The sequence below is a fragment of the Methylobacterium sp. Leaf399 genome, from assembly GCF_001424525.1.
In the GTDB taxonomy this organism is placed as follows: Bacteria; Pseudomonadota; Alphaproteobacteria; order Rhizobiales; family Beijerinckiaceae; genus Methylobacterium.
In genome coordinates this window covers 20,926-43,807 of sequence record NZ_LMQK01000003.1, presented here as the reverse complement: position 1 = coordinate 43,807, position 22,882 = coordinate 20,926, and the positions used below count along the sequence as shown (strand labels likewise).

Here is a 22,882-nt window from a genome sequence, read left to right as displayed (position 1 = left end):
CAGATGAAATGAATACGATCATCGTCGTCGCCCTGATCTGTGCCGCCAACCTGCCGCAGCCCGACTGCACGCGCGAGACCGCCCTCGACGTGATCACCGGCCCGGCCCACTCCCTGCAGGAATGCCTGCTGCAGGGGCCCATCCTCGCCGCCAGCGCCGGCCATTCCGGCGATGCCGGCCGCTACGTCAAGACGCGCTGCGAACAGCGCCGCTGATCGCAAGGGAAGGCTGCCAGATGGACGACGAGGTCAGCCCGGATCGGGCGGTGATGATCCGCCTGCGGGCGCGCCTGGCGGTGGTGGAGCGCGCGGCCTGGTTCGGCTTCGCCCATGCCATGCGCACCGCGCCGGAGGCGACCCTCGCCTATCTCGACGCCGAGCGCGCCAAATGCGCCGAGGGTTTCGGCCAGCGCGGCTGGGCCGCCGACCTCACCCCGGCCGAGCGCAGGATGCTGGGCGCCGAGGTCGACGCCGGCCTCGCACAACTGGCCACCGACGGTCGGGACGCCTGAACCGACGCCCGCGCTTATCGAGCGGGGGGGGGGGGCGCCTCCCCCCGGCGCCGTGCCGGTAGGACCCGCACGGGTGGCTCGGGCGCCGCAGCGCCCATGCCGGCGCGGATGACGGTCTTTCCCTCGTTGGGATCCGTGCGCCCGCTGCCTCGACGAGCCCTTCCACGACGACCCGGCCGCCCAAAGACCGGCGGCGGCACGCCGATGTCCCCGCGCGACAGGGGAGGGTGGTGCGACCTCTCCGGCCACGACCTCGCGGACGGTAGCCTGCGGCTCGCTTCGAAGCGTTCGAGCGGGACGCTTTCCCTTCGTCTTGCGAGGAGGTGGCAGGGGAGTGGAGTGGTTCCGCCTGCCTCGACACAGGGTCGCCGGGCCAACCCCGCAAGGGGGAGGGGACCCGCGCCTCGATCGTCAGCGAACTTGCATTAGCATTTATTTCCTGGACTAAAAGTCCTAGGATACTTGTCAGGTCCGGGTTCTCCACCCTTCTCCCGTGCGGCCGAAGCCCTGTGGATGCCCGGCCGCGCCGCCCGTCCGCCGACGCGGCCCGCGTGCTAGACTGCGCGGGCGAGGGATCGCGGCGATCCCCCGTGTCCCCGTCTTGACGGGCAACCGGACTTGGCGGGCAACCGGAGCGGTGATGACGGTCGGCATCGAGATGGGCGTCAGCCTCGGCGCGGGCGCGGAGCCCGCCCTCATGGACCTCGAGGAGTTGCTCGCGACCCGCCTCCTCGTCCAGGGCAATTCCGGCTCGGGCAAGTCGCACCTCCTGCGCCGCCTGCTCGAACAGAGTGCCGGCGCGGTGCAGCAGGTGGTGATCGACCCGGAAGGCGATTTCGTCACCCTGGCCGCCGCGCACGGCCACGTCGTGGTCGACGGCGCCCATGGCGAGTCCGATCTCCAGGCCATCGCCGCGCGGGTGCGCGCGCACCGGGTCTCGGTGGTGCTCGATCTGGAGAGCCTCGACGCCGAGGCGCAGATGCGGGCCGCGGCCGCCTTCCTCGGCGGCCTGTTCGAGGCCGAGCGCGCCCATTGGTATCCCGTCCTCGTGGTGGTCGACGAGGCCCAGGTGTTCGCGCCGGCCGCCGCCGGCGAGGTCTCGGACGAGGCGCGCAAGGCCTCGCTGGGGGCGATGACCAACCTGATGTGCCGCGGCCGCAAGCGCGGGCTCGCCGGGGTGATCGCGACGCAGCGCCTGGCCAAGCTCGCCAAGAACGTGGCCGCCGAGGCCACCAACTTCCTGATGGGCCGCACCTTCCTCGACATCGACATGGCACGCGCCGCCGACCTGCTCGGCCTCGACCGGCGCGGCGCCGAGCGTTTCCGCGACTTGGCGCGCGGCGAATTCGTGGCCCTCGGGCCCGCCCTCAGCCGGCGTCCCCTGGCGCTGCGCATCGGCCCGGTCTTCACCGGAAGCCGGGCCGGCTCGCCGACCCTGATCCCGCTGCCGCAGGCCGCCACCGCCGATCTGCGCGCCCTGATCCTGACCCGCGCCGACGACGAGCCCGCCGCCTGGACGCCTGCCCCGCGGGCGGCGCCGACGCCGCGCACCACGCCGGCCGAGCTGATGCGCGAACTCGGCCGCCACCGGCCGGAGCCCGTCGAGGCGGCGCCGACCCTGTCGGAGGCCGAGATCCGCGAGGGGATCGAGGCGGTCCTGCGCGGCATCGCCGACGACCGCGATGCCGCCGGCCAGCCGGTGGCGGTGGTCTACCAGGACTTCCTGGTACGCTGCCGGATGCGGGGCCTCGACGGCGAGGCGATCTCCCTCTCGGCCTTCCGCCGGCGCCTGGGCGTCGCCCGGGCCGGCGTCGACGAGGAGGCCGCCGGGGTCGATCCCCAGGCCGATGCCCGCTGGGAAGAGGCGCGGAGCGTGGCCGCAGCCCTGCCCGACGAGGTCCAGGGCCTGTTCCTTCTGCTCGCCCGCGCGGCCCTGGCCGCCGAGCCCTGCCCGGGCGACGAGGCCCTGGCCCGGGCGATCGGCAGCCGTTCGCCCGGCCGGGCCCGGCGCCTGCTCAGCTACATCGAGACCCGCGGCACCATCGTCTGCCGCATGGATTATCGCGGCAACCGCGTCGTCGCCCTGCCGGGGCTCGGCTGCGAGACCGCGCCGGGCGATCCCAAGGCATCGCCCGGTGACCCCAAGGCGCCGCCGAGCGAGGTCAAGGGTTTGGCCCGTGAAGGCAAGGCGGTGCCGCCGGAGGGCTTCGGCCTGTTCGCGGCGGAATAGGGCCCGCCCGCCACCGCCTCAGGAGCCGGCGCTCGTCGCGCCCTCGCAGCCGCTCGACGCGTAGGCCCTGACGATCGCGGACAGGAGGCCCGGATAGCGGGCCTCGACCTCGGCGTGGCGCGAGTGGTTGCGCATCTCGACGCCGTGACGCTCGCAGCGGATCAGGCCGGCCTCGCGCAGCACCTTGAAGTGGGTGGACAGCGACGACTTCGGAATCACCCGGTCCCCCACCGCGGCGAGCGCCGAACACGCCTCGACGCAGCCCGCCCCCATGATGCTGGCGAAGATCGCAGCCCGGTTCGGATCGGACAGCGCGTGCAGGATCGCGTTGGGCGGAACGTCCTCGATCGGGGGATGAAACAGCGGCCTCATGATCGTCCAAATGGGGGCTTGATCTGCGCGTCGTCAGTTCCGAAGTCCTGAACTATGGGACTAGCGGCGACCATCCCGGTGCCGGCCCAGGGTCGAAGGATAGCACGGATGTCGAAGCTCGACGGTAAGGTCGCCGTGGTGACCGGCGCATCGAAGGGGATCGGCGCGGCCATCGCCAGGGCGTTGGCGAAGGACGGCGCGGCGGTGGTGGTCAACTACGCCTCGAGCAAGGCGGGGGCGGAGGCCGTGGTGGCCGCCATCACCGCGGCGGGAGGCCGGGCCGTCGCGGTCCAGGCGGACGTCTCGAAGGCGGCGCAGGCGCAAGCGCTGATCGAGGCGGCGGTCGAGGCGTTCGGCCGCCTCGACGTGCTGGTCAACAATTCCGGGGTCTACGAATTCTCGGCGATCGAGGAGGTGACCGAGGCGCACTACCGGCGGCTCTTCGACGTCAACGTGCTCGGCGTCCTGCTGGCGACCCGGGCGGCCGCAAGGCACCTCGGAGAGGGCGGCAGCATCGTCAACATCTCCTCGGCCATCACCCACGTGAATACGCCGGCCGCCTCGGTCTACTCCGGGACCAAGGGCGCCGTGAACGCGATCTCGGGCGTGCTCGCCAACGAACTGGCGCCGCGCAGGATCAGGGTCAACGTGGTCAGCCCCGGCTTCGTGGTCACCGAGGGCACCCATGCGGCGGGCATCGTCGGCTCGGAGATGGAAGCGGGTCTCGTCGCGCAAACGCCGCTCGGCCGCTCCGGCCAGCCCGACGACATCGCCAGCGTCGTGGCTTTCCTCGCCTCCGACGAGGCCCGCTGGCTCACCGGCGAGGAGATCACCGCCAGCGGCGGCATTCGCTGAGGGCCGACGACCCGCGACGGGTCTGTGCGCTGCAGCACACCGGCGCACGGGCACTTGTTTGCCGAGTCAAGAACCCCAGATACAACAAACGCATGACGTTGCCGTGTCCCGGGCCGAATCGGTCCGGGCTTGGGATCTCTTCGGATCGCCCCGACGACGGCTCCCCGCCGTCGGGGCGATCCGTGGGGACGCGACGCCGTTATCCACAGGCCGGGCCCTGCTTGCCCCCGCGCGAGCCCTGGCCTCCACGAGTCTTGATATCGATGAACCAACTCGTCCGCCTATCCCAGATCGGCGAGGCCGATGCCATCGCCGAACCGTCCGCCGACCTGCGCGTGCCCTTCGCGCAATCGGGCGCGTTCGTCTGCAAGTTCATCATCGGCGAGCCCAACGACCAGGCCGTATGCTGCGGCGCGCCCGTGCCCGACGGCAAGAGCTGGTGCGCCTTCCACCGCCGGATCGTGTTCGAGCCGGCCCGTCCCGGCCGCATCCGCTGATCCGCTCAGGCTAAACGTCCCGCGTCCGTACGCGAGGGCCGCCGCGATAGCCTCGAGTCCGCTGGCGCCTTTGCCACGGCCATGCTCTTCTCGCCACTCCGCGAGGGGAGGGGGCCGCGATGAGGGAACCGGGCGATCTCGCTCGCCTGCTGTCCGTCAATCCGTTCTTCGCCAGCCTCGGGCCCGAGGCGGTGGCGGCCATCGCCGGCCTCTGCCTCACCCGCGGCTTCGAGGCCGGCCGCACCCTGTTCCTGAAGGGCGACCCCGGCGACGCCCTTTACGCCATCCGGCGGGGCCAGGTGCGGATCGTGGCGGCGACCGGGGACGGCCAGCGCCGCACCCTCAACGTGCTCGGCGCCGGCGACGTCTTCGGCGAGGTCGCCCTCCTCGACGGCCGGCCGCGCACCGCCACCGCCGTGGTGAGCGAGGCGGCAGACCTGTTCGTCGTGCGCCGCGGTGATCTCCTCGCCCTCCTCACCCGGCGCCCCGAACTGGCGATCCAGGTCATCGAGCTCCTGTGCGCGCGCATCCGCTGGATGAGCGAGCAGGCCGAGGAGGCCGCCTTCCTCCCCCTGGACCGGCGCCTGGTGCGTCGCCTGATCGGTCTGGCCGAGGATTTCGGCACCGAGATCGCGGTGTCGCAGGAGGACCTGGCCGGATTCGTCGGCGCCACCCGCGAGAGCGTCAACCGCCAGCTCCAGGTGTGGAAGCGGGACGGATTGATCGCGCTCGGCCGCGGGCGCATCCTGATCCGCGACGCGGATGCGCTCGCCCGCCTGGCGGGACCCTCGGACGGATCGTGACGTGCGGATGCGCTCAGCGCCTCGTCGGCATCCGGGCCACGGTCGGCCCGGGACCGCTGTCGCGTTCGGCGGCCGGCGCCGGAGACGGAGAACCATGACGGTCGATCGATCGATGAGAGCCGTGCCCATCCTGGCCGCAGCCCTGCTGCTGGCCGGCGTGGGAGGGGCTTCGGCTGAAGGCTGCCGCACCACCGCCTTCACCGATCCGCCGCGCGAGGTGCTCGCCTGCGCCGACGGGCTCACCGTCACCGCCGAGAAGCAGGCCGACTATCGTCTGATCGAGCGCGATGGGCGCCCCGTCGGCGCCGAGCTGCGGGGGCGGGGGATCCTGATCGAGGTCCCGCCGGGGCGCCGCAACGGCTTCCAGGTCCTCACCCCCCACGCCATCGCCTCGGTGCGCGGCACCACCTGGGCGGTGGACGTCACGGGCCGGGCCACCGCGGTGTTCGTGCGCGCCGGCCGCGTCGCCGTCTCCCGGCCGCAGGGGCCAACCGTCACCCTCGGCCCCGGCGACGGGGTCGATGTCGAATCGACCGGCGGGTTGACGGTCCGGCAATGGCCGCGCGAGCGCGCCTTGCATCTGCTGGCCCGGTTCGGCCGGTGAGGGCTCCCACGGGCATGAGTGCGTCGATCCACCGGGCTGTCGCGGACGGACGTGCTTGCGGGGGAAACCCGACCCGGACCTCGTTCTGATGCGGGGGGCGGAGCGGGGCGGGGGGCTGCTGCTGCTGGCGGCGCTCGGCCTCGGCCTCGGCCTCGCCTGGAGCCTCGCCCTGGTGCTGCCGCACCTGCGCGGGCAGGCGAGCCTCCTCGACCGGATCGAGGCGCCGCTGGCCGACCTGCGCTTCCTCGTCGCCGGGCCGCGGCCGGCCCCGGCCGACGTCGTCGTCGTCGCCATCGACGATGCCACCATCGCGGCCGCCGGCGCCTATCCCCTGCCGCGGGCCTATGTCGCCCGGCTGCTGCGGGCGCTGTCCTCGGCCGGTGCGAGGGCGATCGGGGTCGACGTCCTGTTCGTGGCCGCCGGCACCGAACGGGACGACGCCGATCTCGCCGCCGCCTTCTCCGAGACCCGGGCGGTGATCGCCATGGCCGCCCTGTTCCCGCGCCTCGGCGACGAGGCCCGCGCCAGAGCCGGTGCGCTCGCGAACCTGCCCGTCGCCGAGCGCCTGCTGCGGCCCGCCGACAGGTTTTCGCAGGCGGCCGGCCTCGGCCTCGTCAACGTCGCCACCGACCACGGCGGCATCGCCCGCCACGTCCCCCTGCTGGTGGTGGCGGAGGGCGAACTGCAGCCGTCGCTGCCGCTGCGGCTGGCGGCGCTGGCCGCCGGGCGCGACCCGGATTTCGGGCCGGACGCCGTCACCCTCGGCGGGCTCACCGTTCCCCTCGACGTCGGGGCGAGCCTCGCCCTGCGCTTCTACGGGCCGCAGGGGACCGTGCGCACCGTGAGCGCCGCCGACGTGGTCCAGGGGCGGGCGGGCGGCGCCGGCCTGCAGGGCCGCCTCGTCCTCGTGGGGGCGACCAGCCCGGGGAGCGGCGACGTGCTGCCGACCCCCTTCGACCGGGTGCTGCCGGGGGTCGAGATCCTGGCCACCGCCCTGGCGCATCTCACCGCCGGCGATGCGCTGGTGCGCACCGCCACCGTCCGGCGCATCGACGCGGGTATCGCCCTGCTGCTGCCGGCCCTGGCGATCCTGCTCGTCGCCTTCCGGCGCGTCGCCCTCGGCCTCGGCCTCGCGTGCCTCCTCGTCGCCCTGACGGCGGGAGCCGTGACGGGGCTGTTCGCCTACGGCATCTGGCTGAGCCTGGCGCTGCCGCTCGCCGCCGTCGCGGTGCCGGTGCTCGCCTACCTCGGCGCCCGGCTCTGGCTCGACCGGCGCCAGGCCGTCCGGCTGACCCGCGACCGTGACGCGCTCCTGCGCTTCCATCCCCCGGCGGTCGCCGCCCGGCTGGCGCGGGAGCCGGACTTCCTCGTCGTGCCGGTGGAGCAGGCGGCCGCGGTGCTGTTCGTCGACCTCTCGGGCTTCACCGGCCTGTCCGAGCGCCTGGGGCCGGCCTCGACCCGCGCGCTCCTCAAGGACATGCACGACATCGTCGAGGATGCCGCCACCCTGCGCGACGGCTCGGTGACGAGCTTCATGGGCGACGGCGCCATGATCCTGTTCGGCCTGCCCGAGGCGCGGCCGGACGACCCCGACCGGGCGCTCGCCACCGCCCGGGATCTGGCCGCCCGCTTGGCGGCCTGGCTCGACCGCGAGATCGGGCCGGGGCAGGGGGGCGTCCGCATCGGTGTCCACTCCGGTCCGGTGGTGGTCTCGCGCTTGGGGGGCACGCGCAACCAGCACATCACCGCCACCGGCGACACCGTCAACGTCACGAGCCGGCTCCTCGACATCGCCAAGGCCGAGGGTGCCCCGATCGTGCTCACCGGCGACCTCATCGCCGCCCTCCACCGGCCCTCCTCCCTGCCCGAGCCGCCCGTGCTCACCGCCCGTGCGGTGCGCGGGCGGGCCCGGCCGATCACGGTGCACTGCCTGGGCGCGCCCGTGTGAGGCCCGCCGGTATCGGTTCGCCCCCGGACGCGCTATCGGACATGCCGACGGCAACGAGCCTCGGGGGAGGGTGACGAGTGGCGGCGCGCGCAACGCGATGGCTCCGGGGTCTGTTGGCCCTCGTGCCGGCGGTCGGCCTGACCGTCCTCATCGTCGATCCCGCCTTGCGCGAGGCCGCCCTGGCGCGCCTCCACGCCCTCGCCGATCCACCCCGGCCCGAGCGCCCGCACCTGCCGGCCCAGCGGGTCGCCGCCGAGGACGGGCGCATGGTGGTGCGCCTCAAGCCGGCCGAGCAGGCACTGGTGGGCATCGAGACCCGCGTCGTGCCGGCCCTGGCGCACCGGGCCGAGCTGCAGGCCTACGGCAGCGTCCTCGATCTCGCCCGGGTCACCGAGCTCACCAACGCCTATGCCACCGCCAGGGCCCAGCTGCAGACGGCGCAGGCCAAGGTCGAGGTCTCGCGCAGCGCCTCGCAGCGGGCCAAGACGCTGGGGCCCTACGCCACCACCGTGCAGGTCGAGACCACCGAGGGCACCTTCCAGACCGACGTCGCCTCCCTGGCGGCGGCGGAATCGCAGGTGCGCACGCTGAGCGCCACCGCCCAGCAGGAGTGGGGGCCGGTGATTGGCCGCGCCATCGTCGAGCGCAGCGCCGCGGTCACCCGGCTGATCGAGCGCAGCGACTTCCTGGTCCAGGTCACCCTGCCCCCCGGCGAGACCCTGAAGGGTCCGCCCGCGGCGGCCTTCGCCGAGGTGCCGCCCCAGAGCGCGCGGGTCGCCCTCGCCTACGTCTCGCCCGCCACCCGCACCGACGCCCGCATCCAGGGCCTGAGCTACTTCTACACCGTGCCCGGCAACAGCGGCTTCCTGCCGGGCATGAGCATGCTCGTGTTCCTGGCCGGCGACCGCACCGTCACCGGCATCAGCGTGCCCGAGGACGCGGTGGTGCATTGGGGCGGGGGCACCTGGGTCTACCGGGCGGTGCAGCCGGGCGCCTACGTCCGCCACCCGCTCAAGGCCGATCCGGTGATGGCCGACGACGCCTACGTGGTCGACGACCTGCCCGGCGGCACCGAGATCGTCCTGCGCGGCGCCCAGGCGCTCCTGTCCGAGGAGATGAAGGCCCAGCTCCAGGTCTCCGGCGGCGTGGACGACGACTGACACGGTTCCCGCTTGGATCAAGCGGGACCCGTATCACCAAGCCCGCGGGGCGCCTGAGCGACGCCGACATCCGCATGGCGAAGCCACCAAACGGATTTCGTATGACCAAGGACACCCTGCCCTCGGGTCCCCAGGCCGCCCTCGTCGCCTTCGCCGTGCGGTTTCGCGGCATCGTGCTCGCCCTCGCCCTGGCGCTGGCCGGCTTCGGCGTGGCGACCTTCGGCAACGCCAAGTACGACGTCTTCCCGGAGTTCGCGCCGCCCTCGGTGGTGATCCAGACCGAGGCGCCCGGCCTCGACCCCGAGCAGGTCGAGGTGCTGGTGACCCAGGCGATCGAGGTGTCGGTCAACGGCCTGCCCGGCCTCGTCACCCTGCGCTCGAACTCGATCCAGGGCCTCTCGGTGATCACCGCCACCTTCCGGGCCGGCAGCGACATCTACCGGGTCCGCCAGCTCGTCACCGAGCGGCTGACGGCGCTGGCCGGCCGCCTGCCCCAGGGCGTGCGCGCCCCGGCCATGACCGCCCTGACCTCGGCCACCAGCACGGTCCTCCTCGTCGGGATGACGGCGCCCGGCCGCTCGCCGATGGAGCTGCGCACGCTCGCCGACTGGACCCTGCGCCTGCGGCTGCTGGCCGTGCCGGGCATCGCCGAGGTCTCGGTCTACGGCGGGGCGGTGCGCTCGCTCCAGATCCAGGTCCGGCCCCACGATCTCATCCGGTTCGGCATCGGCATCAACGACGTGCTCGCCGCCGCCCGCAAGGCCACCGGCGTGCGCGGGGCGGGCTTCCTCGATACGGCCAACCAGCGCGTCACCCTCCAGACCGAGGGCCAGTCCCTGAGTCCCGAGGCCCTGGGGCGCACGGTGCTCGTCAACGAGGGCGGCGCCAGCGTGAGCCTGGCCGACGTCGCCGACGTGGTCGCGGCCGGCGAGCCGCCGATCAGCGCGGCCCTGGTCGACGGGGTGCCCGGCGTCCTCGTGATGGTCGGCGCCCAGTACGGTGCCAACACCCGCGAGGTCACCGCCAGGGTCGAGGCGGCCCTGGCCGAACTCGCCCCCGCCCTGGAGCGCGAGGGCGTCACCCTGCGCCCCGACCTGTTCAAGCCGGCCGCCTTCATCACCCTGGCCAACGCCAACGTGCTCCAGGCCCTGGGGCTGGGCGGCATCCTCGTGGTGATCGTGCTGTTCGTGTTCCTCTACGACTGGCGCACCTGCGTCATCAGCGCGGTGGCGATCCCGCTCTCGCTGATCGCGGCGGTGCTGGCGCTGCAGGCGATGGGCGAGAGCCTCAACACCATGACGCTGGGCGGCCTCGCCATCGCCATCGGCGAGGTGGTGGACGACGCGGTGATCGGCGTCGAGAACGTGGTCCGGCGCCTGCGCGAGAACCGCCGCCTCGGCCGTCCCCGCGAGGAGGGCAGGGTGGTGATCGACGCCATCCTGGAGGTGCGCACCGCGGTGGCCTACGCCACCTTCGCGGTGCTGCTGGTGTTCCTGCCGGTGCTGGCCCTGTCCGGCATCGCCGGCCGGCTGTTCGGGCCGTTGAGCCTCGCCTACATCCTGGCGGTGGTGGCCTCGCTGGGTGTGGCGCTCACCGTGACCCCGGCGCTGGCGATGCTGCTCCTGACGGGGCGCGATGGGGCCCAGGCCGGCGACCCGCCGGTGATGCGCTGGTCGCGCGCCGCCTACGCCTGGTCGCTGGCAGGGATCGAGCGGGTCTCGGCCGCCGTCGTCGCCCTGGCGGTCGTCCTGACGCTGGCTGGCGCCGCCCTGGTGCCGGGCTTCGGCAGCACCTTCCTGCCCGACCTGAAGGAGGGCCACCTGATCCTGCACATGGCCGGGGCGCCGGGCACCTCGCTGCAGGAATCGATGCGGCTGGGCACCCGCATCACCGCCGCCCTCAAGGCGATTCCCGGCATCCGCGCCGTCGCCTCGCAGATCGGGCGGGCCGAGGCCGGCCAGGACACCGCCGGCACCCACTACAGCGAGATCCACATCGACCTCGACCCCGGTCTCGGGGGGGCGGCGCAGAAGGCGGTGGAGGCCCGCATCCGCGCCGTGCTGGCCGATTTCCCCGGTGCCGCCTTCTCGCTCAAGACCTTCCTCACCGAACGGATCGAGGAGACCGTCTCGGGCGCCGGCGCCCCCATCGTGGTCGGCGTGTTCGGCAACGACCTGACCCGCATCGAGACCGCGGCGGCGGACATCGCCCGCGAGGTCGCCGAGGTCGCGGGCGCCACCGACGTCCAGCGCAGCGCGCCCCCGGGCCTGCCCCAGGTCAACGTCTCCCTGCGCCCGAACGACCTGCGCCACTGGGGGCTCGAAGCCGTCGACGTCCTCGAGGCGGTGCGCACCGCCTACCAGGGCGACGTGGTCGGCCAGACCTACGAGGGCAACGCCGTCTTCAACGTCCTCGTCATCCTGGCCGCCCAGCCGCGCGGGCGCCCCGGCAGCCTCGGCGAGCTGCCCCTGCGCACCCCCAACGGCCGCTACGTCGGCCTCGCCCAGGTCGCCGACATCTACGCGACCTCGGGCCGCTACCAGGTGCAGCACCAGGGCGCCCAGCGGGTCCAGACCGTCACCGCCAACGTGCAGGGGAGGGACGTCGCCGCCGTCATGGCGGCGGTCCGCGCCAAGATCGCCCGCGAGGTCGCCCTGCCCGCCGGCGTCTACCTCGGCTACTCGGGGTCGGCGGAGGTGCAGGACCGGGCCCAGCGCGACCTCCTGCTCTATTCGGGCTTTGCCGGGTTCGGCATCCTGATGCTGCTGGCCGTCGTCACCGGGTCGGTGCGCAACCTCCTCCTGGTGCTCGTCAACCTGCCCTTCGCCTTCGTGGGCGGCGTGCTCGCGGTCGCCGCGAGCGGCGGCGTGCTGTCGCTCGGCTCCATCGTCGGCTTCGTGACGCTGTTCGGCATCTCGCTGCGCAACACCATCATGATGATCTCCCACTACGAGCACCTCGTCACGATCGAGGGCCGGGCCTGGACGCTGGCCACCGCCATCGACGGCGCCGCCGACCGGCTGGTGCCGATCCTGATGACCTCCCTGGTGACGGGCCTCGGCCTCCTGCCCCTGGCGCTGGGGGCGGGCGAGCCCGGCCGCGAGATCGAGGGGCCGATGGCCCTGGTGATCCTCGGCGGCCTCGTCACCTCGACGATCCTCAACCTGATGATCCTGCCGACGCTGGCGCTCAGGTTCGCGCGGTTCGCCGGGGGCAGGGGGGGTGCCACCGATCCGGTGCCCCTGCCCCGATGACGATCATCCAGGCCCTCGGACGGCGCTTGGCCAGCCGTCGCGGAGCCGGAGGGGGTCGGATCCGGAGGCGGCAGGCCGCCCCCCGGACCCCCGCCGTCGCCATGGTCCGCTATTCGCATAAGATATATTATGGAACATGGAGACGCTAGGTACTTGGGGGAAGGGGACTTTCCTGCCCGATGCGCTCCTTGTGAACGACCTTCTCGGTTGGGCCGTGCCTTCCGTCGGAGGCTTACCCCTCGTAGACCGGACCGCTCCACAAGGATTCACCATCCCCGTCGAGGCTGGATTCACCACGGATGCAGATACGGCCGGTCGAAGCGCGGCCGTTTCATTGGGTGTGGGTTGCCCTTAACATGATCGCGCAATCGTCATAATCGTCCTCCAAAGGGAAGGCGGTGTCCGTGATCACCCGCCGGACCGCCGCGACCGAGCCGAGCCTCATGCCCCGCCCCTGCCCGAGCCTCTCGTCCCGCTCCCGCCTCCTGGCCGCCGTCGGTCTGGCTGCGGCCTGTCTCGGGATACCCGGATCGGGAACTCCGGCGCGGGCCGAACCGGTGGCCCCGCCGGCCGCCGTCACCGTGGCGACGGGGTTGCCGCGCCTGGCCGCCCGGCTCGCCGAGGGCGGCGAGGTCCGCATCGTCGCCTTCGGTTCCTCGTCCACGGAGGGCATCGGCGCCTCCTCCCCGGCCTCGACCTATCCCGCGCTGCTGCAGCGCGACCTCTCCGAGAGCCTGCGCCTGGGCGTCGCGGGCCGGCCGGCGGTGACCATGATCAACCGCGGCAAGGGCGGCGACGACGCCGAGGCCATGGCCCGCCGCCTCCAGCGCGACGTGCTCGCCGAGCGCCCAACCCTGGTGATCTGGCAGACCGGCAGCAACGACCCGATGACCGGCGTCTCCGTGGAGCGCTTCGCCAAGCTCACCCGCGACGGCATCGCGGCGATCCGTTCCACCGGCGCCGACGTGGTGCTGATGGACCAGCAATGGTGCCGGCGCCTCAGCGGCATCGACGGCGCCGAGCGCTACGGCGCCGCCCTCCACGCCCTGGCCGAGGAGCTCGGCGTGCCGGTGATCCGCCGCCACGCCCTGATGCAGACCTGGGTCGCCAAGGGCCTCCTCACCCCGACCCAGATGATCGGCCCCGACGGGCTGCACATGACCGACGCCGGCTACGACCGCCTCGCCAAGGCCGCCAGCGTCCAGATCCTGACCCAGGCCGGCCTCGCGCCCACCGCGCCCAGGCCCTGACGGAATTCTTAACCGGTCGCGGCTAGACCGTCGGCTCGATCTCAAGGTGCCCCGGGGCATCTTTATCGGGATGGTCCGATGCTCCAGGCTCCCATCGTCGCCGACCGCATGGTCGGCGTGCATGCGCCGATCGCCCTGGCGGTCGTCATCCCGACCCGCAACGAGGCCGGCAACGTCGTCTCGCTCCTGGCCTCCCTCGACGCCGTCCTCGACGGCCTCGTCTGGGAGGCGATCTTCGTCGACGACGATTCGCAGGACGGCACCGCCCGTCTCATCCGCGAGATCGGCCGCACCAACCTGCGTGTGCGGGTGCTGCAGCGGGTCGGGCGCCAGGGCCTCGCCTCGGCGGTGATCGAGGGCATGCTGGCGACCTCCGCTCCCGTCCTCGCGGTGATCGATGCCGACCACCAGCACGACGAGACCCTGCTGCCGCGCCTCTACGCGGCGGTGGCCGAGGACGGCCACGACCTCGCGGTGGGCTCCCGCCACGCGGCGGGCGGGGGACTCGGCGACTGGTCGTCCGAGCGCCGGGCGGCCAGCGGCCTCGCCACCGCGCTGGCCCATCGCCTCCTGGCGACTCCGCTCTCCGACCCGATGAGCGGCTATTTCGTGATCGCGCGCGGCGCCTTCGAGGAGGCCCTGCCCCGGCTCTCCGGCATCGGCTTCAAGATCCTCCTCGACATCGTCGCCTCGGCGCCGCGCCCGCTGCGGGTGGTCGAACTGCCTTACGTCTTCCGCAACCGCACGGTGGGCGAGAGCAAGCTCGACCTGATGGTGGCGACGGAATACCTCACGCTCCTCCTGGAGAAGACGGTGGGGCGCCTGGTGCCGGTGCGCCTGATCCTGTTCCTGATGGTGGGCGGCCTCGGCCTCGGGGTCCACCTCGGCGTGCTGGGGCTCGTGCTGGCCACGGGGCTCGCCGCCTTCGTGGTGGCGCAGGGCCTCGCGGTGGGGGCCGCCATGACCTTCAACTACGCCCTAAACAACGTCTTCACCTATCGCGACCGCCGCCGCCGCGGCTGGGCCTTCGTCACCGGGCTCCTCAGCTTCTACGCGGTCTGCCTCGTCGGGGCCGCCGCCAACGTCGGGGTCGGCAGCCTGATCTACGAGGCCGACCAGAGCTGGTGGCTGTCGGGCGTGGCCGGGGCGGTGATCGGCTCGGTGTGGAATTTTGCGGCTTCTTCGGTAGTGACGTGGCGCAAATGATCCGGCGCAAGTGACGCGATGAGGCCCGCCGGTTTCGTCACACGCTTCGCCGGCTGGCCGCCCGCCGCCGCCCGCCTCGTCCTCGCCGGCCTCGCCGCGCTGATGCTCTACGGGGCGGCGATCGGGCTGGTGCCGGGGCTCGCCCCGCCGTTGCCGCCGTCCCTGGCGGCAACCGAGGACGACCCCCAGGCCTCGGACGCCGCCCTCTACGGGGCGATCGCCGCGCGGGTCGCGGGCGGGGAGGGGTACTACGCCGCCGCCGTGGCCGAGCACCGGCTGCGCGACTACCCGCTCAAGCCCTTCGTCACCGTGCGTCCGCCGACCCTCGCCACCCTCCAGGCCGGTCTCGGGATGGCCGGCGCCGGCCTCCTCCTCGCCCTCCTCGTGGCGGTTGCCCTGGTGGTGCTCGCCCGGCGCCTGGAGACGGCGCTGCCGGGCGGGCGGCGCTGGATCGTCGTCCTCGCCCTCGTGGCGGTGGGCATCAGCTTCGCGCTGCTGCCCGTCTTCGTGGTCTGGCACGAGGCCTGGGCGGCGGTGCTGATCGTGCTCTCCCTCGCCTGCCGCTCGCCGCGGCGCTACGGGGTCGGCCTCCTCGTCGGCCTGCTCGCCGTCGCCATCCGCGAGATCGCCCTGCCCTACCTCCTGGTGATGGCGGTGCTCGCCGCCCTCGAGGGCCACCGGCGCGAGGCCCTCGCCTGGTTCCTGGCGATCCTCACGGCCTGCGGCCTGCTGGCAGCCCACGCCGCGATGGTGGCGGCCGCGACCCTGCCCACCGATCTCGCTTCGCAGGGCTGGCTGCGGGCGGCGGGCTGGCCCTTCGTCGTCACCACGATCCGCAACTGCACCGCCCTCGCCTTCCTGCCGCTGGCCGCCGCGGGCGTGCTGGTGCCGGTCTGTCTCGTCGGCTGGGCGGCCTGGGCCGCGCCGCTGGGCAACCGCATCGCGCTGCTGCTGTGGGGTTACGCCGGCGCCTTCCTGGCGTTCGGCCGGCCCGAGAACTTCTACTGGGGGCTCCTGGTGGCGCCCCTGGTCCTGGCCGGCCTCGCCTTCGCGCCGGCCGCCCTCGCCGACCTGTGGCGGGCCGCCTTCACAGGTCGACGCTGATCCGCAGCCCGTCGTGGGCCGGCACCACGTGCGGCGGGAGCCTGGCCGCCAGCGTCGCGTAGTCGAGGTCGGTGTGGAGGTTGGTCAGCACCGCCCGGCGCGGGCGCACCTCCTCGATCAGTGCGAGTGCGTCCGAGACCGAATAATGGGTCGGGTGCGGCGTCTCGCGCAGGGCGTCGATGACGAGGAGGTCGAGGCCCTGGAGCTGCGCCTTGCTCGCCTCGGGCATCACGCTGACGTCGGGGGCATAGGCGATCGGGCCGAAGCGGAAGCCGTGGGCGCTCTCGCGGCCGTGCTCCATCCCGAAGGCCGCCGCCGTGATGGCGCCGCCCTCCCCCCGGATCGAGACCGGCTCGCCCGGCGCCAGGTCGTTCATGTCGAGGATCGGCGGATACTCGCTGCCGGGCGGGCTCGCGAAGCAGTAGCCGAACCGCATCTCCAGGAGCGCGCGGGTCTCGGGGTCGGCATAGACCGGGATGCGCCGGCGCATGTGGATGACCAGCGGCCGCACGTCGTCGATGCCGTGGGTGTGGTCGGCGTGCGCATGGGTGAACAGCACCGCGTCGAGACGGCGGACCTCGGCCGCCAGCAGCTGCTCGCGCAGGTCCGGCGAGGTGTCGACGAGGAGGGTGGTGGTGCCGTGATCCCCCCGCCCCTCCACCAGGATCGAGCAGCGCCGGCGCCGGTTCCGCGGCTCGGCCGGATCGCAGGCCCCCCAGCCGTAGCCCACCCGCGGCACGCCGCCGGACGAGCCGCACCCCAAGATCGTCAAGCTCAGCGAGCGCATCGGCACCTCCCGGCCCGTTCGTAACGGAGCGGGCAAGGGCGTGTCACCTCCCCCCGCCCATCGGTCGTGTCCCGGTTCGGTCGCCGCGAAAACACGAGCCTGCCGAACGATGCGCGTCCGGCCCCGACATGTCAGAACATCCCGTTCGGATGGGCCGAGGTTTCGGGCAGGATCTGCAGGACGTCCCAATGTTCGACGATCCTGCCGCGTTCATCGAGCCGGAAGATGTCCATCGCCGCGTAGTCGTGATCGCCCGGCCAGTGCTGCAAACAATGCAGGACGACGAGGTCGCCTTCGGCGACCGCGCGCTTCACCTCGACCCGCTTGCCCGGCCATTCGCGCGCCATGCGCTCGAAATACGCGATGAAGCCGTCCTTGCCCGTCGGCACATGCGGATTGTGCTGAACGTAGTCGTCGCCGACGTAGCGCTCGATCGCCTCGCGCGGCCGGCCATCGTTGAACATCAACGCGTAGAAGGCGATCACGGTCGCCTTGTTGCGCACGAGGTCCGTCATCTCATCCCTCTCATGCGATCGGTCGGTCTGCGACGACGGGACCGGTCCGGCCGACATAAGCGATGGACCCGCGCGATGAACCCACGGCCGGATCCCGCATCCAGGCCCTACCGACCCGCCGCCGGCACGGCCTTGTCGAACAGCCGATGGAAATTGGCCGTGGTGAGGGCGGAAAACGCCTCGACCGGCAGGTCGAGGAACCCCGCCAGGGAGCGTGCCGTGTCGGCGGTGTAGGCCGGCTCGTTGGTGCGGCCGCGATGGGGTTCAGGCGCCAGGAACGGCGCGTCGGTCTCCACCAGCAGCCGGTCGCGCGGGACCCGTGCCGCGATGTCGCGCAGGGCGTGCGAGCGCCGGAAGGTGACGATGCCGGAGAACGACACGAACAGCCCGAGTTCGACGCCGACCTCCGCCAGCCGCGCGCCCGACGAGAAGCAGTGCAGCACCGCCTTGAAGGCGCCCTGCCCCATCTCGTCGACGAGGACCGCCTCCATCTGCGCGTCGGCGTCGCGCGAATGGATGACGAGGGGCAGCCCGGTCTCGCGGGCCGCCGCGATATGGGCGCGGAAGACCCGCTCCTGCACGGCCTGCGGCGCCGCGTCGGCGTAATGGTAGTCGAGCCCGGCCTCGCCGATCCCGATGCAGCGCGGGTGGTGGGTCAGGGCGACGATCTCGGCCGCCGGCACGTCCGGCTCCTCGCCGGCCCCGTGCGGGTGGGTGCCCACCGTGTGCCAGATCTCGGGATGCGCCTCGGACAGCGCCTCGTAGGTCTTCGTCTTGGCGATGCGCGTGGAGATGGTGAGCATCCCGCTCACGCCAGCGGCTTTGGCGCGTGCGATCACGCCGGGCAGGTCGGCAGAAAAATCGGGGAAGTCGAGGTGGCAGTGGCTGTCGATGAGCATGGGTGTCTTCACAGGGTGGAGCGCCGAACGGTGCCGGTCGGTGTCGCGAACGCTGTCGGCGGAGCCGGGCGGCGGTTCGTTCTGAGAGCTTGCACGGCCCCCCGTTGCGCTGTCGGGCGCAGCGAGAGGCTCCCGGTGATCGGGGGGCTTGTGAGAAACGCTAAGCCTCCGGCTCTACGAATCGCGGGAACAGCCCGCTCGGTGCGGGCAGGGCCGTACCCGGCACCAGCCGCCCACCCTCCCCTACATCGGCGAGCAGGCGCCGCTCGGGTGGCACGCCGAGCAGGTCGAGGAGCTTTGCCGCCGAGCCCGGCATGAACGGCTGCACCAGGATGCCGATGGCGCGCAGGGTCTCGGCCACCACGTAGAGCGAGGCGCCCATCCGGGCCGGGTCGGTCTTGCGCAGCACCCAGGGCTTCTGCGCGTCGAAATAGCGGTCGGAGGCCGTCACCACCGCCCAGATCTCGCCGAGCGCGGTGTGCAGCGCCAGCTTGTCCATCGCGCCCCGCACGGTGCCCGGCAGCGCGTCGGCCAGCCCCAGGAGGGCACGGTCCTCGTCCGTGAACTCGCCGTGCTCCGGGACGACGCCCGCCAGGTTCTTGGCGATCATCGAGAGCGAGCGCTGCGCGAGGTTGCCGAGCCCGTTCGACAGGTCCGCCGTGTAGCGCGCGATGATCGCCTCGTGGCTGTAGTTGCCGTCGCCGCCGAAGGGCACCTCGCGCAGCACGAAGTGGCGCAGCGCATCGACGCCGTAGGTGGCGATCAGGTCGAAGGGGTCGACGACGTTGCCGAGCGACTTCGACATCTTCTCGCCCCGCGTCAGCAGGAAGCCGTGGCCGAACACGCGCTTGGGGAGCGGCAGGCCCGCCGACATCAGGAAGGCCGGCCAGTACACGGCGTGGAAGCGCACGATGTCCTTGCCGATCACGTGCAGGTCCATCGGCCAGAATTTCTTGCGCGCGTCGGCCTCGTCGGGAAAGCCGGTCACGGTGAGGTAGTTGGTCAGCGCGTCGACCCACACGTACATCACGTGGTCGGGGTGGCCCGGCACCGGCACGCCCCAGTCGAAGTTGGTGCGGCTGACGGAAAAGTCCTTGAGGCCGGAGCGCACGAAGCTCGCCACTTCGTTGCGGCGGGTCTCGGGGCCGATGAAGTCGGGCTGGCTCTCGTAGAGGGCGAGCAACCGGTCCTGATACGCGGACAGACGAAAAAGAAAATTCTCCTCCTCCATCCAGGTCACCGGCGTGCCGGTGGCCTTGGCCACGGGCGTGCCGTCGGGGCCGGTCTCGAGTTCGTCCTCGGCGTAATAGGCCTCGTCGCGCACCGAGTACCAGCCGGCGTATTTCGACAGGTAGATGTCGCCGTTGGCCTCCATCCGCTGCCACAATTCCTGCGCGGCCGCGTAATGGTCGGCCTCCGTGGTGCGGATGAAGCGGTCGAAGCTGCAGTCCAACGCCTCGGCCATGGCCTTGAAGCGCGCGGCCATGTCGTCGACGAGTTCGCGCGGGCTCACCCCGGCCCGCGTCGCGGTCTGCTGGATCTTGAGGCCGTGCTCGTCGGTGCCGGTGGAGAACAGCACCTCGAAGCCGTCGAGGCGCTTGAAGCGGGCGATGGCGTCGGTGGCGATCACCTCGTAGGCGTGGCCGATGTGCGGCGCACCGTTGGGGTAGGAGATCGCGGTGGTGATGCCGAAGGTCTTTGGGGCTGCCGGGTCTGTCACGTCGAGGTCCCCCGGAGACGCGGGTTCAGGGAAGAGGTGCATGGAATCGTCCCGATGGGTTGCGCGGGTCCGCGCCCCCGGTCAAGCCGGCGTGCGCATCGAAGCGGCGAGATCGCCGAACAGCGACAGGACCAGCGGCCTGCGGTCGAGGTTGTAGGTGGCGGCCTCGGCCGCGGCGCGGGCGATGCCGTCGCAAACCTCCACCAGGGCGGCCAGCCGCGCGGGGGGCTCGTCCCGGCGCCGGTGCAACTCGTCCGAGACGAAGCGGAACACCGTGTCGAGGCTGGCCGCGAACAGGTCGTCGGCGTCGCGGCCGGCGAGCTTGTCCGCCAGCGCCAGGATGCGGCGCCAGTCGGGATGGTCGAGGCGGGCGAGCAGGGTCTCGACTTCGGTGACGAGGCCGGCGGTGGCCGGGTCGAGCAGCGCCACCGCCCGCGCCACCGATCCTTCGCAGAGGGAGGCGGCCCGGGCCAGGGCGGCGGGCTCGGGCTGGACGAAGGGGTTGGGAAAGCCGCCGATCACCTGCGCCACCTCCCCCGCCCCGAGGGGACGCAGGCTCAGGGCGCGGCAGCGCGAGCGGATGGTGGGCAGGAGCCGGCCCGGCGCATGGCTGACGACGAGGAAGAGCGAGCGCGGCGGCGGCTCCTCGATCATCTTGAGGAGCGCATTGGCCGAGTTGGCGTTGAGGTCCTCGGCGCTGTCGACGATGCAGATGCGGTAGCCGGCACCGCCGGCGGTGGCGCCGAACAATTCCAGCGCCTTGCGCGCCGCATCCACCGAGATTTTGGTCGGAAGGCTCTTGGCGCCGGGGGGCTTGGTCCGCCGCAGGGCCTTGAGGTTGGGATGGGACAGGATCGCCACCTGCCGGGCCGCCGGGTGGCCGGCCGGCACTTCGAGGTCGTCCGGCACCGGCCCCGCCTCGGGATGGGCCAGCAGCCAGCGCGCCACCCGGTAGGCCAGGGTCGCCTTGCCGATGCCGCGCGGGCCGCCGATCAGCCAGGCGTGGTGCAGCCGTCCGGAGCCGATCGCCGCGGCGATCGCGGCCTGTGCCTCGCCGTGGCCGACCAGTGCCGTCTGCTCGCGCGGACGCGGAATGTCGGGTAGGTCGCCGGGCTCGAGCGTCTCGGCGCTGCGCTCAGGCGGCATCGTCGTGCGTCCCCTGCGGCCGGTCGGCGGCGAACAGGCGCGGCAGGCGTTCGCTCACCGCCGTCCAGATCGTCGCCTCCACGGTATCGGTGTCCTGGCCGGCGTCGATGAGGACGCAGCGCTCCGGCTCGGCCTCGGCGATCGCGCGGAACGCCGCGCGCAGGCGGTGGTGGAAGTCGAGCGCCTCGGCCTCGAAGCGGTCGGGGGCCGCGGCCTCGCCCGCCCTCGCCTCCGCCCGCGCCTTGGCCCGCTCCATGCCGATCCGCGGGTCGAGGTCGAGCACGAGGGTGAGGTCGGGACGGATGTCGCCGACCACCACCCGCTCGAGGCTGGCCATGAGGCCGGGATCGACACCGCCGGCGGCGCCCTGGTAGGCCCGCGTCGAATCGATGAAGCGGTCGCACAGGACGATCTCGCCGCGGGTGAGGGCGGGCACGATGCGGGTGTCGAGGTGGTCGATGCGGGCGGCGTAGAACACCAGCGCCTCCGCGAAGGCGCCGTGCGGCTTGGCGATGCCCGACAGGAGCGCCTCGCGCAGGGCCTCCGCCTTGGGCGAGCCGCCGGGCTCGCGGGTGGTGAGGACGGGCCGGGGCGTGCGCAGGCGCAGATGCTCGGCGAGCAGGCCGATCTGGGTCGACTTGCCGGCGCCCTCCCCGCCCTCGAAGGTGATGAAGGCGCCCGGGCGGCCGTGAGCGGCGAGGGTTTGGCCGGCGAGGGTTTGGCCGGGGTTCGCCGGTGTCGCGGAGCCGCTCACGAGCCGGTGGTGGCCTTGTCGCCGTCACTGGTGCCGATCGCCTTGCGGAACAGGCCGGTGCCGACCTCCCAGGCCGCGTCGAGGGCGCGCTGGGGGATGCTGCCGGCCTCCACCGTCTCGGCCGCATAGAGGGGCAGGTCGAGGGCCTGGGTCTCGCCGCGGGTGATCCGCAGCCGGGCGACCTGGGCGCCCTCGGCCACCGGCGCCGTCAGCGGGCCGCGATAGACGACGCGGGCCGTGACCTTGTCGCCCGAGCCGCGCGGCACCAGGAGGCGGATCGGCTTCTTGGCCACCAGCTGCACCCCGCCCTTGGCGCCGCCGTAGACCGAGGCCTCGGCGACGCTCTCGCCGGCGGCGAAGATCTGGCGCGGCTCGAAGGCGCGAAAGCCCCATTCGACGAGCTTGCGCGATTCCGCGGCGCGGTCGCGGGCGGTCTTGAGGCCGCTCACCACCATCACGAGGCGCTGGCCGTTCTGCACCGCCGAACCGGTGAGCCCGTAGCCGGATTCCTCGAGGTAGCCGGTCTTGAGCCCGTCGGCGCCGATGTCGAGGGTCAGGAGCGGGTTGCGGTTCTGCTGCTTGATCTTGTTCCAGGTGAACTCGCGCTCGGCGAACATCTTGTAGAGGTCGGGATAGGTGTCGATGAGGTGGATCGCGAGCTTGGCGAGGTCGCGCGCCGTGGTCTTCTGGTCGGGCGCCGAGTAGCCGGTGGCGTTGCGGAAGGTCGAGCGCGACAGCCCGATCTCACGCGCCCGCGCCGTCATCATCCGTCCGAAATTCTCCTCCGAGCCGGCGATGCCCTCGCCGAGCGCGATGGCCGCGTCGTTGCCCGACTGGACGATGAGGCCGCGCAGGAGGTCCGAGAGCTTGATGCGGCTGTTGAGCTGTGCGAACATCGAGGAGCCGCCGCCCCCCGCCCCGCCGCGGCGCCAGGCGTCCTCGGAGATCTGGAACTCGCTGTCCATGGAGAGCCGGCCCTGCCGGATCTCGTTGAACACGATCTCGGTGGTCATCAGCTTGGCCATGCTGGCCGGGGAGAAGGCCTCGTCCGCCTGCTTCTCGAACAGGACGGAGCCGGAATCCGCGTCGATCAGGATCGCGTGCGGTGCCGCCGTCTGGAAACTCTGCGCGGCGGCCTCGCGCAGGCCCAGGGCGGCGGGCAGCACCAGGCACAGGATCGCCCATCGCCGCAGCGCACGCCCATGCCCTGCCGGCTTCCTCTGCCCTGCCGGCTTCCTCGTCGCGTCGTGCATCACTCGCCTCGCAG

21 protein-coding genes are annotated in these 22,882 nt (G+C 72.7%); 13 read left to right on the top strand and 8 right to left on the bottom strand.

Features of this window, described 5'->3' with window-relative positions; all coding sequences use genetic code 11:
• Nucleotides 1-8: 8 nt before the first annotated feature.
• The 3 genes from ASG40_RS05265 to ASG40_RS05255 all read left to right on the top strand — a co-directional run bounded on the left by ASG40_RS05265 (nucleotide 9) and on the right by ASG40_RS05255 (nucleotide 2,741).
• Nucleotides 9-215, top strand: a complete 207-nt coding sequence (locus ASG40_RS05265; RefSeq protein WP_055881921.1) for a hypothetical protein — start codon at nucleotides 9-11, stop codon at nucleotides 213-215.
• A 20-nt stretch (nucleotides 216-235) separates the two neighbouring features.
• On the top strand, nucleotides 236-511 hold the full coding sequence (locus tag ASG40_RS05260) for a hypothetical protein (RefSeq protein ID WP_055881918.1): 276 nt from the start codon (nucleotides 236-238) through the stop codon (nucleotides 509-511).
• 640 nt (nucleotides 512-1,151) lie between these two features.
• Entirely contained in the window at nucleotides 1,152-2,741 is a 1,590-nt protein-coding gene (locus tag ASG40_RS05255) for an ATP-binding protein (protein WP_055881916.1), read from the top strand.
• 18 nt (nucleotides 2,742-2,759) lie between these two features.
• On the opposite strand, the gene ASG40_RS05250 is transcribed toward ASG40_RS05255, so the two are convergent.
• On the bottom strand, nucleotides 2,760-3,113 hold the full coding sequence (locus tag ASG40_RS05250) for an ArsR/SmtB family transcription factor (protein ID WP_055881913.1): 354 nt from the start codon (nucleotides 3,111-3,113) through the stop codon (nucleotides 2,760-2,762).
• Nucleotides 3,114-3,221: 108 nt separating this feature from the next.
• On the opposite strand from ASG40_RS05250, the gene ASG40_RS05245 reads away from it, so the two are divergent.
• The 10 genes from ASG40_RS05245 to ASG40_RS05200 all read left to right on the top strand — a co-directional run bounded on the left by ASG40_RS05245 (nucleotide 3,222) and on the right by ASG40_RS05200 (nucleotide 15,794).
• Nucleotides 3,222-3,968: a glucose 1-dehydrogenase gene (locus tag ASG40_RS05245; protein ID WP_055881910.1), complete on the top strand. Its 747-nt coding sequence runs from the start codon at nucleotides 3,222-3,224 to the stop codon at nucleotides 3,966-3,968.
• Nucleotides 3,969-4,231: 263 nt separating this feature from the next.
• Entirely contained in the window at nucleotides 4,232-4,465 is a 234-nt protein-coding gene (locus ASG40_RS05240; protein ID WP_055881906.1) for a hypothetical protein, read from the top strand.
• A 119-nt stretch (nucleotides 4,466-4,584) separates the two neighbouring features.
• On the top strand, nucleotides 4,585-5,268 hold the full coding sequence (locus ASG40_RS05235) for a Crp/Fnr family transcriptional regulator (RefSeq protein ID WP_055881903.1): 684 nt from the start codon (nucleotides 4,585-4,587) through the stop codon (nucleotides 5,266-5,268).
• A 112-nt stretch (nucleotides 5,269-5,380) separates the two neighbouring features.
• Nucleotides 5,381-5,872, top strand: coding sequence for a FecR domain-containing protein (locus tag ASG40_RS05230; RefSeq protein WP_156387569.1), 492 nt, complete (start codon nucleotides 5,381-5,383; stop codon nucleotides 5,870-5,872).
• A gap of 55 nt (nucleotides 5,873-5,927) precedes the next feature.
• Nucleotides 5,928-7,820 carry a CHASE2 domain-containing protein gene (locus ASG40_RS05225; RefSeq protein ID WP_156387568.1) on the top strand — a complete coding sequence of 631 codons (1,893 nt, stop codon included), beginning with the start codon at nucleotides 5,928-5,930 and terminating at the stop codon, nucleotides 7,818-7,820.
• A 137-nt stretch (nucleotides 7,821-7,957) separates the two neighbouring features.
• Nucleotides 7,958-8,980, top strand: coding sequence for an efflux RND transporter periplasmic adaptor subunit (locus ASG40_RS05220; RefSeq protein ID WP_443136586.1), 1,023 nt, complete (start codon nucleotides 7,958-7,960; stop codon nucleotides 8,978-8,980).
• A gap of 101 nt (nucleotides 8,981-9,081) precedes the next feature.
• On the top strand, nucleotides 9,082-12,234 hold the full coding sequence (locus tag ASG40_RS05215) for an efflux RND transporter permease subunit (RefSeq protein ID WP_156387567.1): 3,153 nt from the start codon (nucleotides 9,082-9,084) through the stop codon (nucleotides 12,232-12,234).
• A 443-nt stretch (nucleotides 12,235-12,677) separates the two neighbouring features.
• Complete coding sequence (locus ASG40_RS05210; RefSeq protein WP_055881891.1) at nucleotides 12,678-13,484, top strand: SGNH/GDSL hydrolase family protein; 807 nt, start codon at nucleotides 12,678-12,680, stop codon at nucleotides 13,482-13,484.
• A gap of 78 nt (nucleotides 13,485-13,562) precedes the next feature.
• Nucleotides 13,563-14,690: a glycosyltransferase gene (locus tag ASG40_RS05205; RefSeq protein WP_055881888.1), complete on the top strand. Its 1,128-nt coding sequence runs from the start codon at nucleotides 13,563-13,565 to the stop codon at nucleotides 14,688-14,690.
• Nucleotides 14,691-14,708: 18 nt separating this feature from the next.
• Nucleotides 14,709-15,794, top strand: coding sequence for a hypothetical protein (locus tag ASG40_RS05200; protein ID WP_055881884.1), 1,086 nt, complete (start codon nucleotides 14,709-14,711; stop codon nucleotides 15,792-15,794).
• On the opposite strand, the gene ASG40_RS05195 is transcribed toward ASG40_RS05200, so the two are convergent.
• The 7 genes from ASG40_RS05195 to ASG40_RS05165 all read right to left on the bottom strand — a co-directional run bounded on the left by ASG40_RS05195 (nucleotide 15,778) and on the right by ASG40_RS05165 (nucleotide 22,868).
• Nucleotides 15,778-16,581 carry an MBL fold metallo-hydrolase gene (locus ASG40_RS05195; protein WP_055881881.1) on the bottom strand — a complete coding sequence of 268 codons (804 nt, stop codon included), beginning with the start codon at nucleotides 16,579-16,581 and terminating at the stop codon, nucleotides 15,778-15,780. The two genes, ASG40_RS05200 and ASG40_RS05195, sit on opposite strands and share 17 nt — an antisense overlap.
• Before the next feature lie 131 nt (nucleotides 16,582-16,712).
• Complete coding sequence (locus ASG40_RS05190) at nucleotides 16,713-17,096, bottom strand: nuclear transport factor 2 family protein (RefSeq protein WP_055881878.1); 384 nt, start codon at nucleotides 17,094-17,096, stop codon at nucleotides 16,713-16,715.
• Between the two features lie 107 nt (nucleotides 17,097-17,203).
• On the bottom strand, nucleotides 17,204-17,995 hold the full coding sequence (locus ASG40_RS05185) for a TatD family hydrolase (RefSeq protein ID WP_055881875.1): 792 nt from the start codon (nucleotides 17,993-17,995) through the stop codon (nucleotides 17,204-17,206).
• Between the two features lie 160 nt (nucleotides 17,996-18,155).
• Nucleotides 18,156-19,715, bottom strand: coding sequence for a methionine--tRNA ligase (gene metG, locus ASG40_RS05180; RefSeq protein ID WP_156387566.1), 1,560 nt, complete (start codon nucleotides 19,713-19,715; stop codon nucleotides 18,156-18,158).
• 81 nt (nucleotides 19,716-19,796) lie between these two features.
• Nucleotides 19,797-20,861: a DNA polymerase III subunit delta' gene (locus ASG40_RS05175; RefSeq protein ID WP_055881865.1), complete on the bottom strand. Its 1,065-nt coding sequence runs from the start codon at nucleotides 20,859-20,861 to the stop codon at nucleotides 19,797-19,799.
• Nucleotides 20,851-21,531: a dTMP kinase gene (gene tmk, locus ASG40_RS05170; RefSeq protein ID WP_244480537.1), complete on the bottom strand. Its 681-nt coding sequence runs from the start codon at nucleotides 21,529-21,531 to the stop codon at nucleotides 20,851-20,853. The genes ASG40_RS05175 and tmk overlap by 11 nt, the downstream gene beginning before the upstream one ends.
• An 80-nt stretch (nucleotides 21,532-21,611) precedes the next feature.
• The gene (locus ASG40_RS05165) at nucleotides 21,612-22,868 is read right to left on the bottom strand and encodes a D-alanyl-D-alanine carboxypeptidase family protein (protein WP_082523911.1); all 1,257 of its coding nucleotides are present in this window, start codon (nucleotides 22,866-22,868) and stop codon (nucleotides 21,612-21,614) included.
• Between the last annotated feature and the right edge of the window lie 14 nt (nucleotides 22,869-22,882).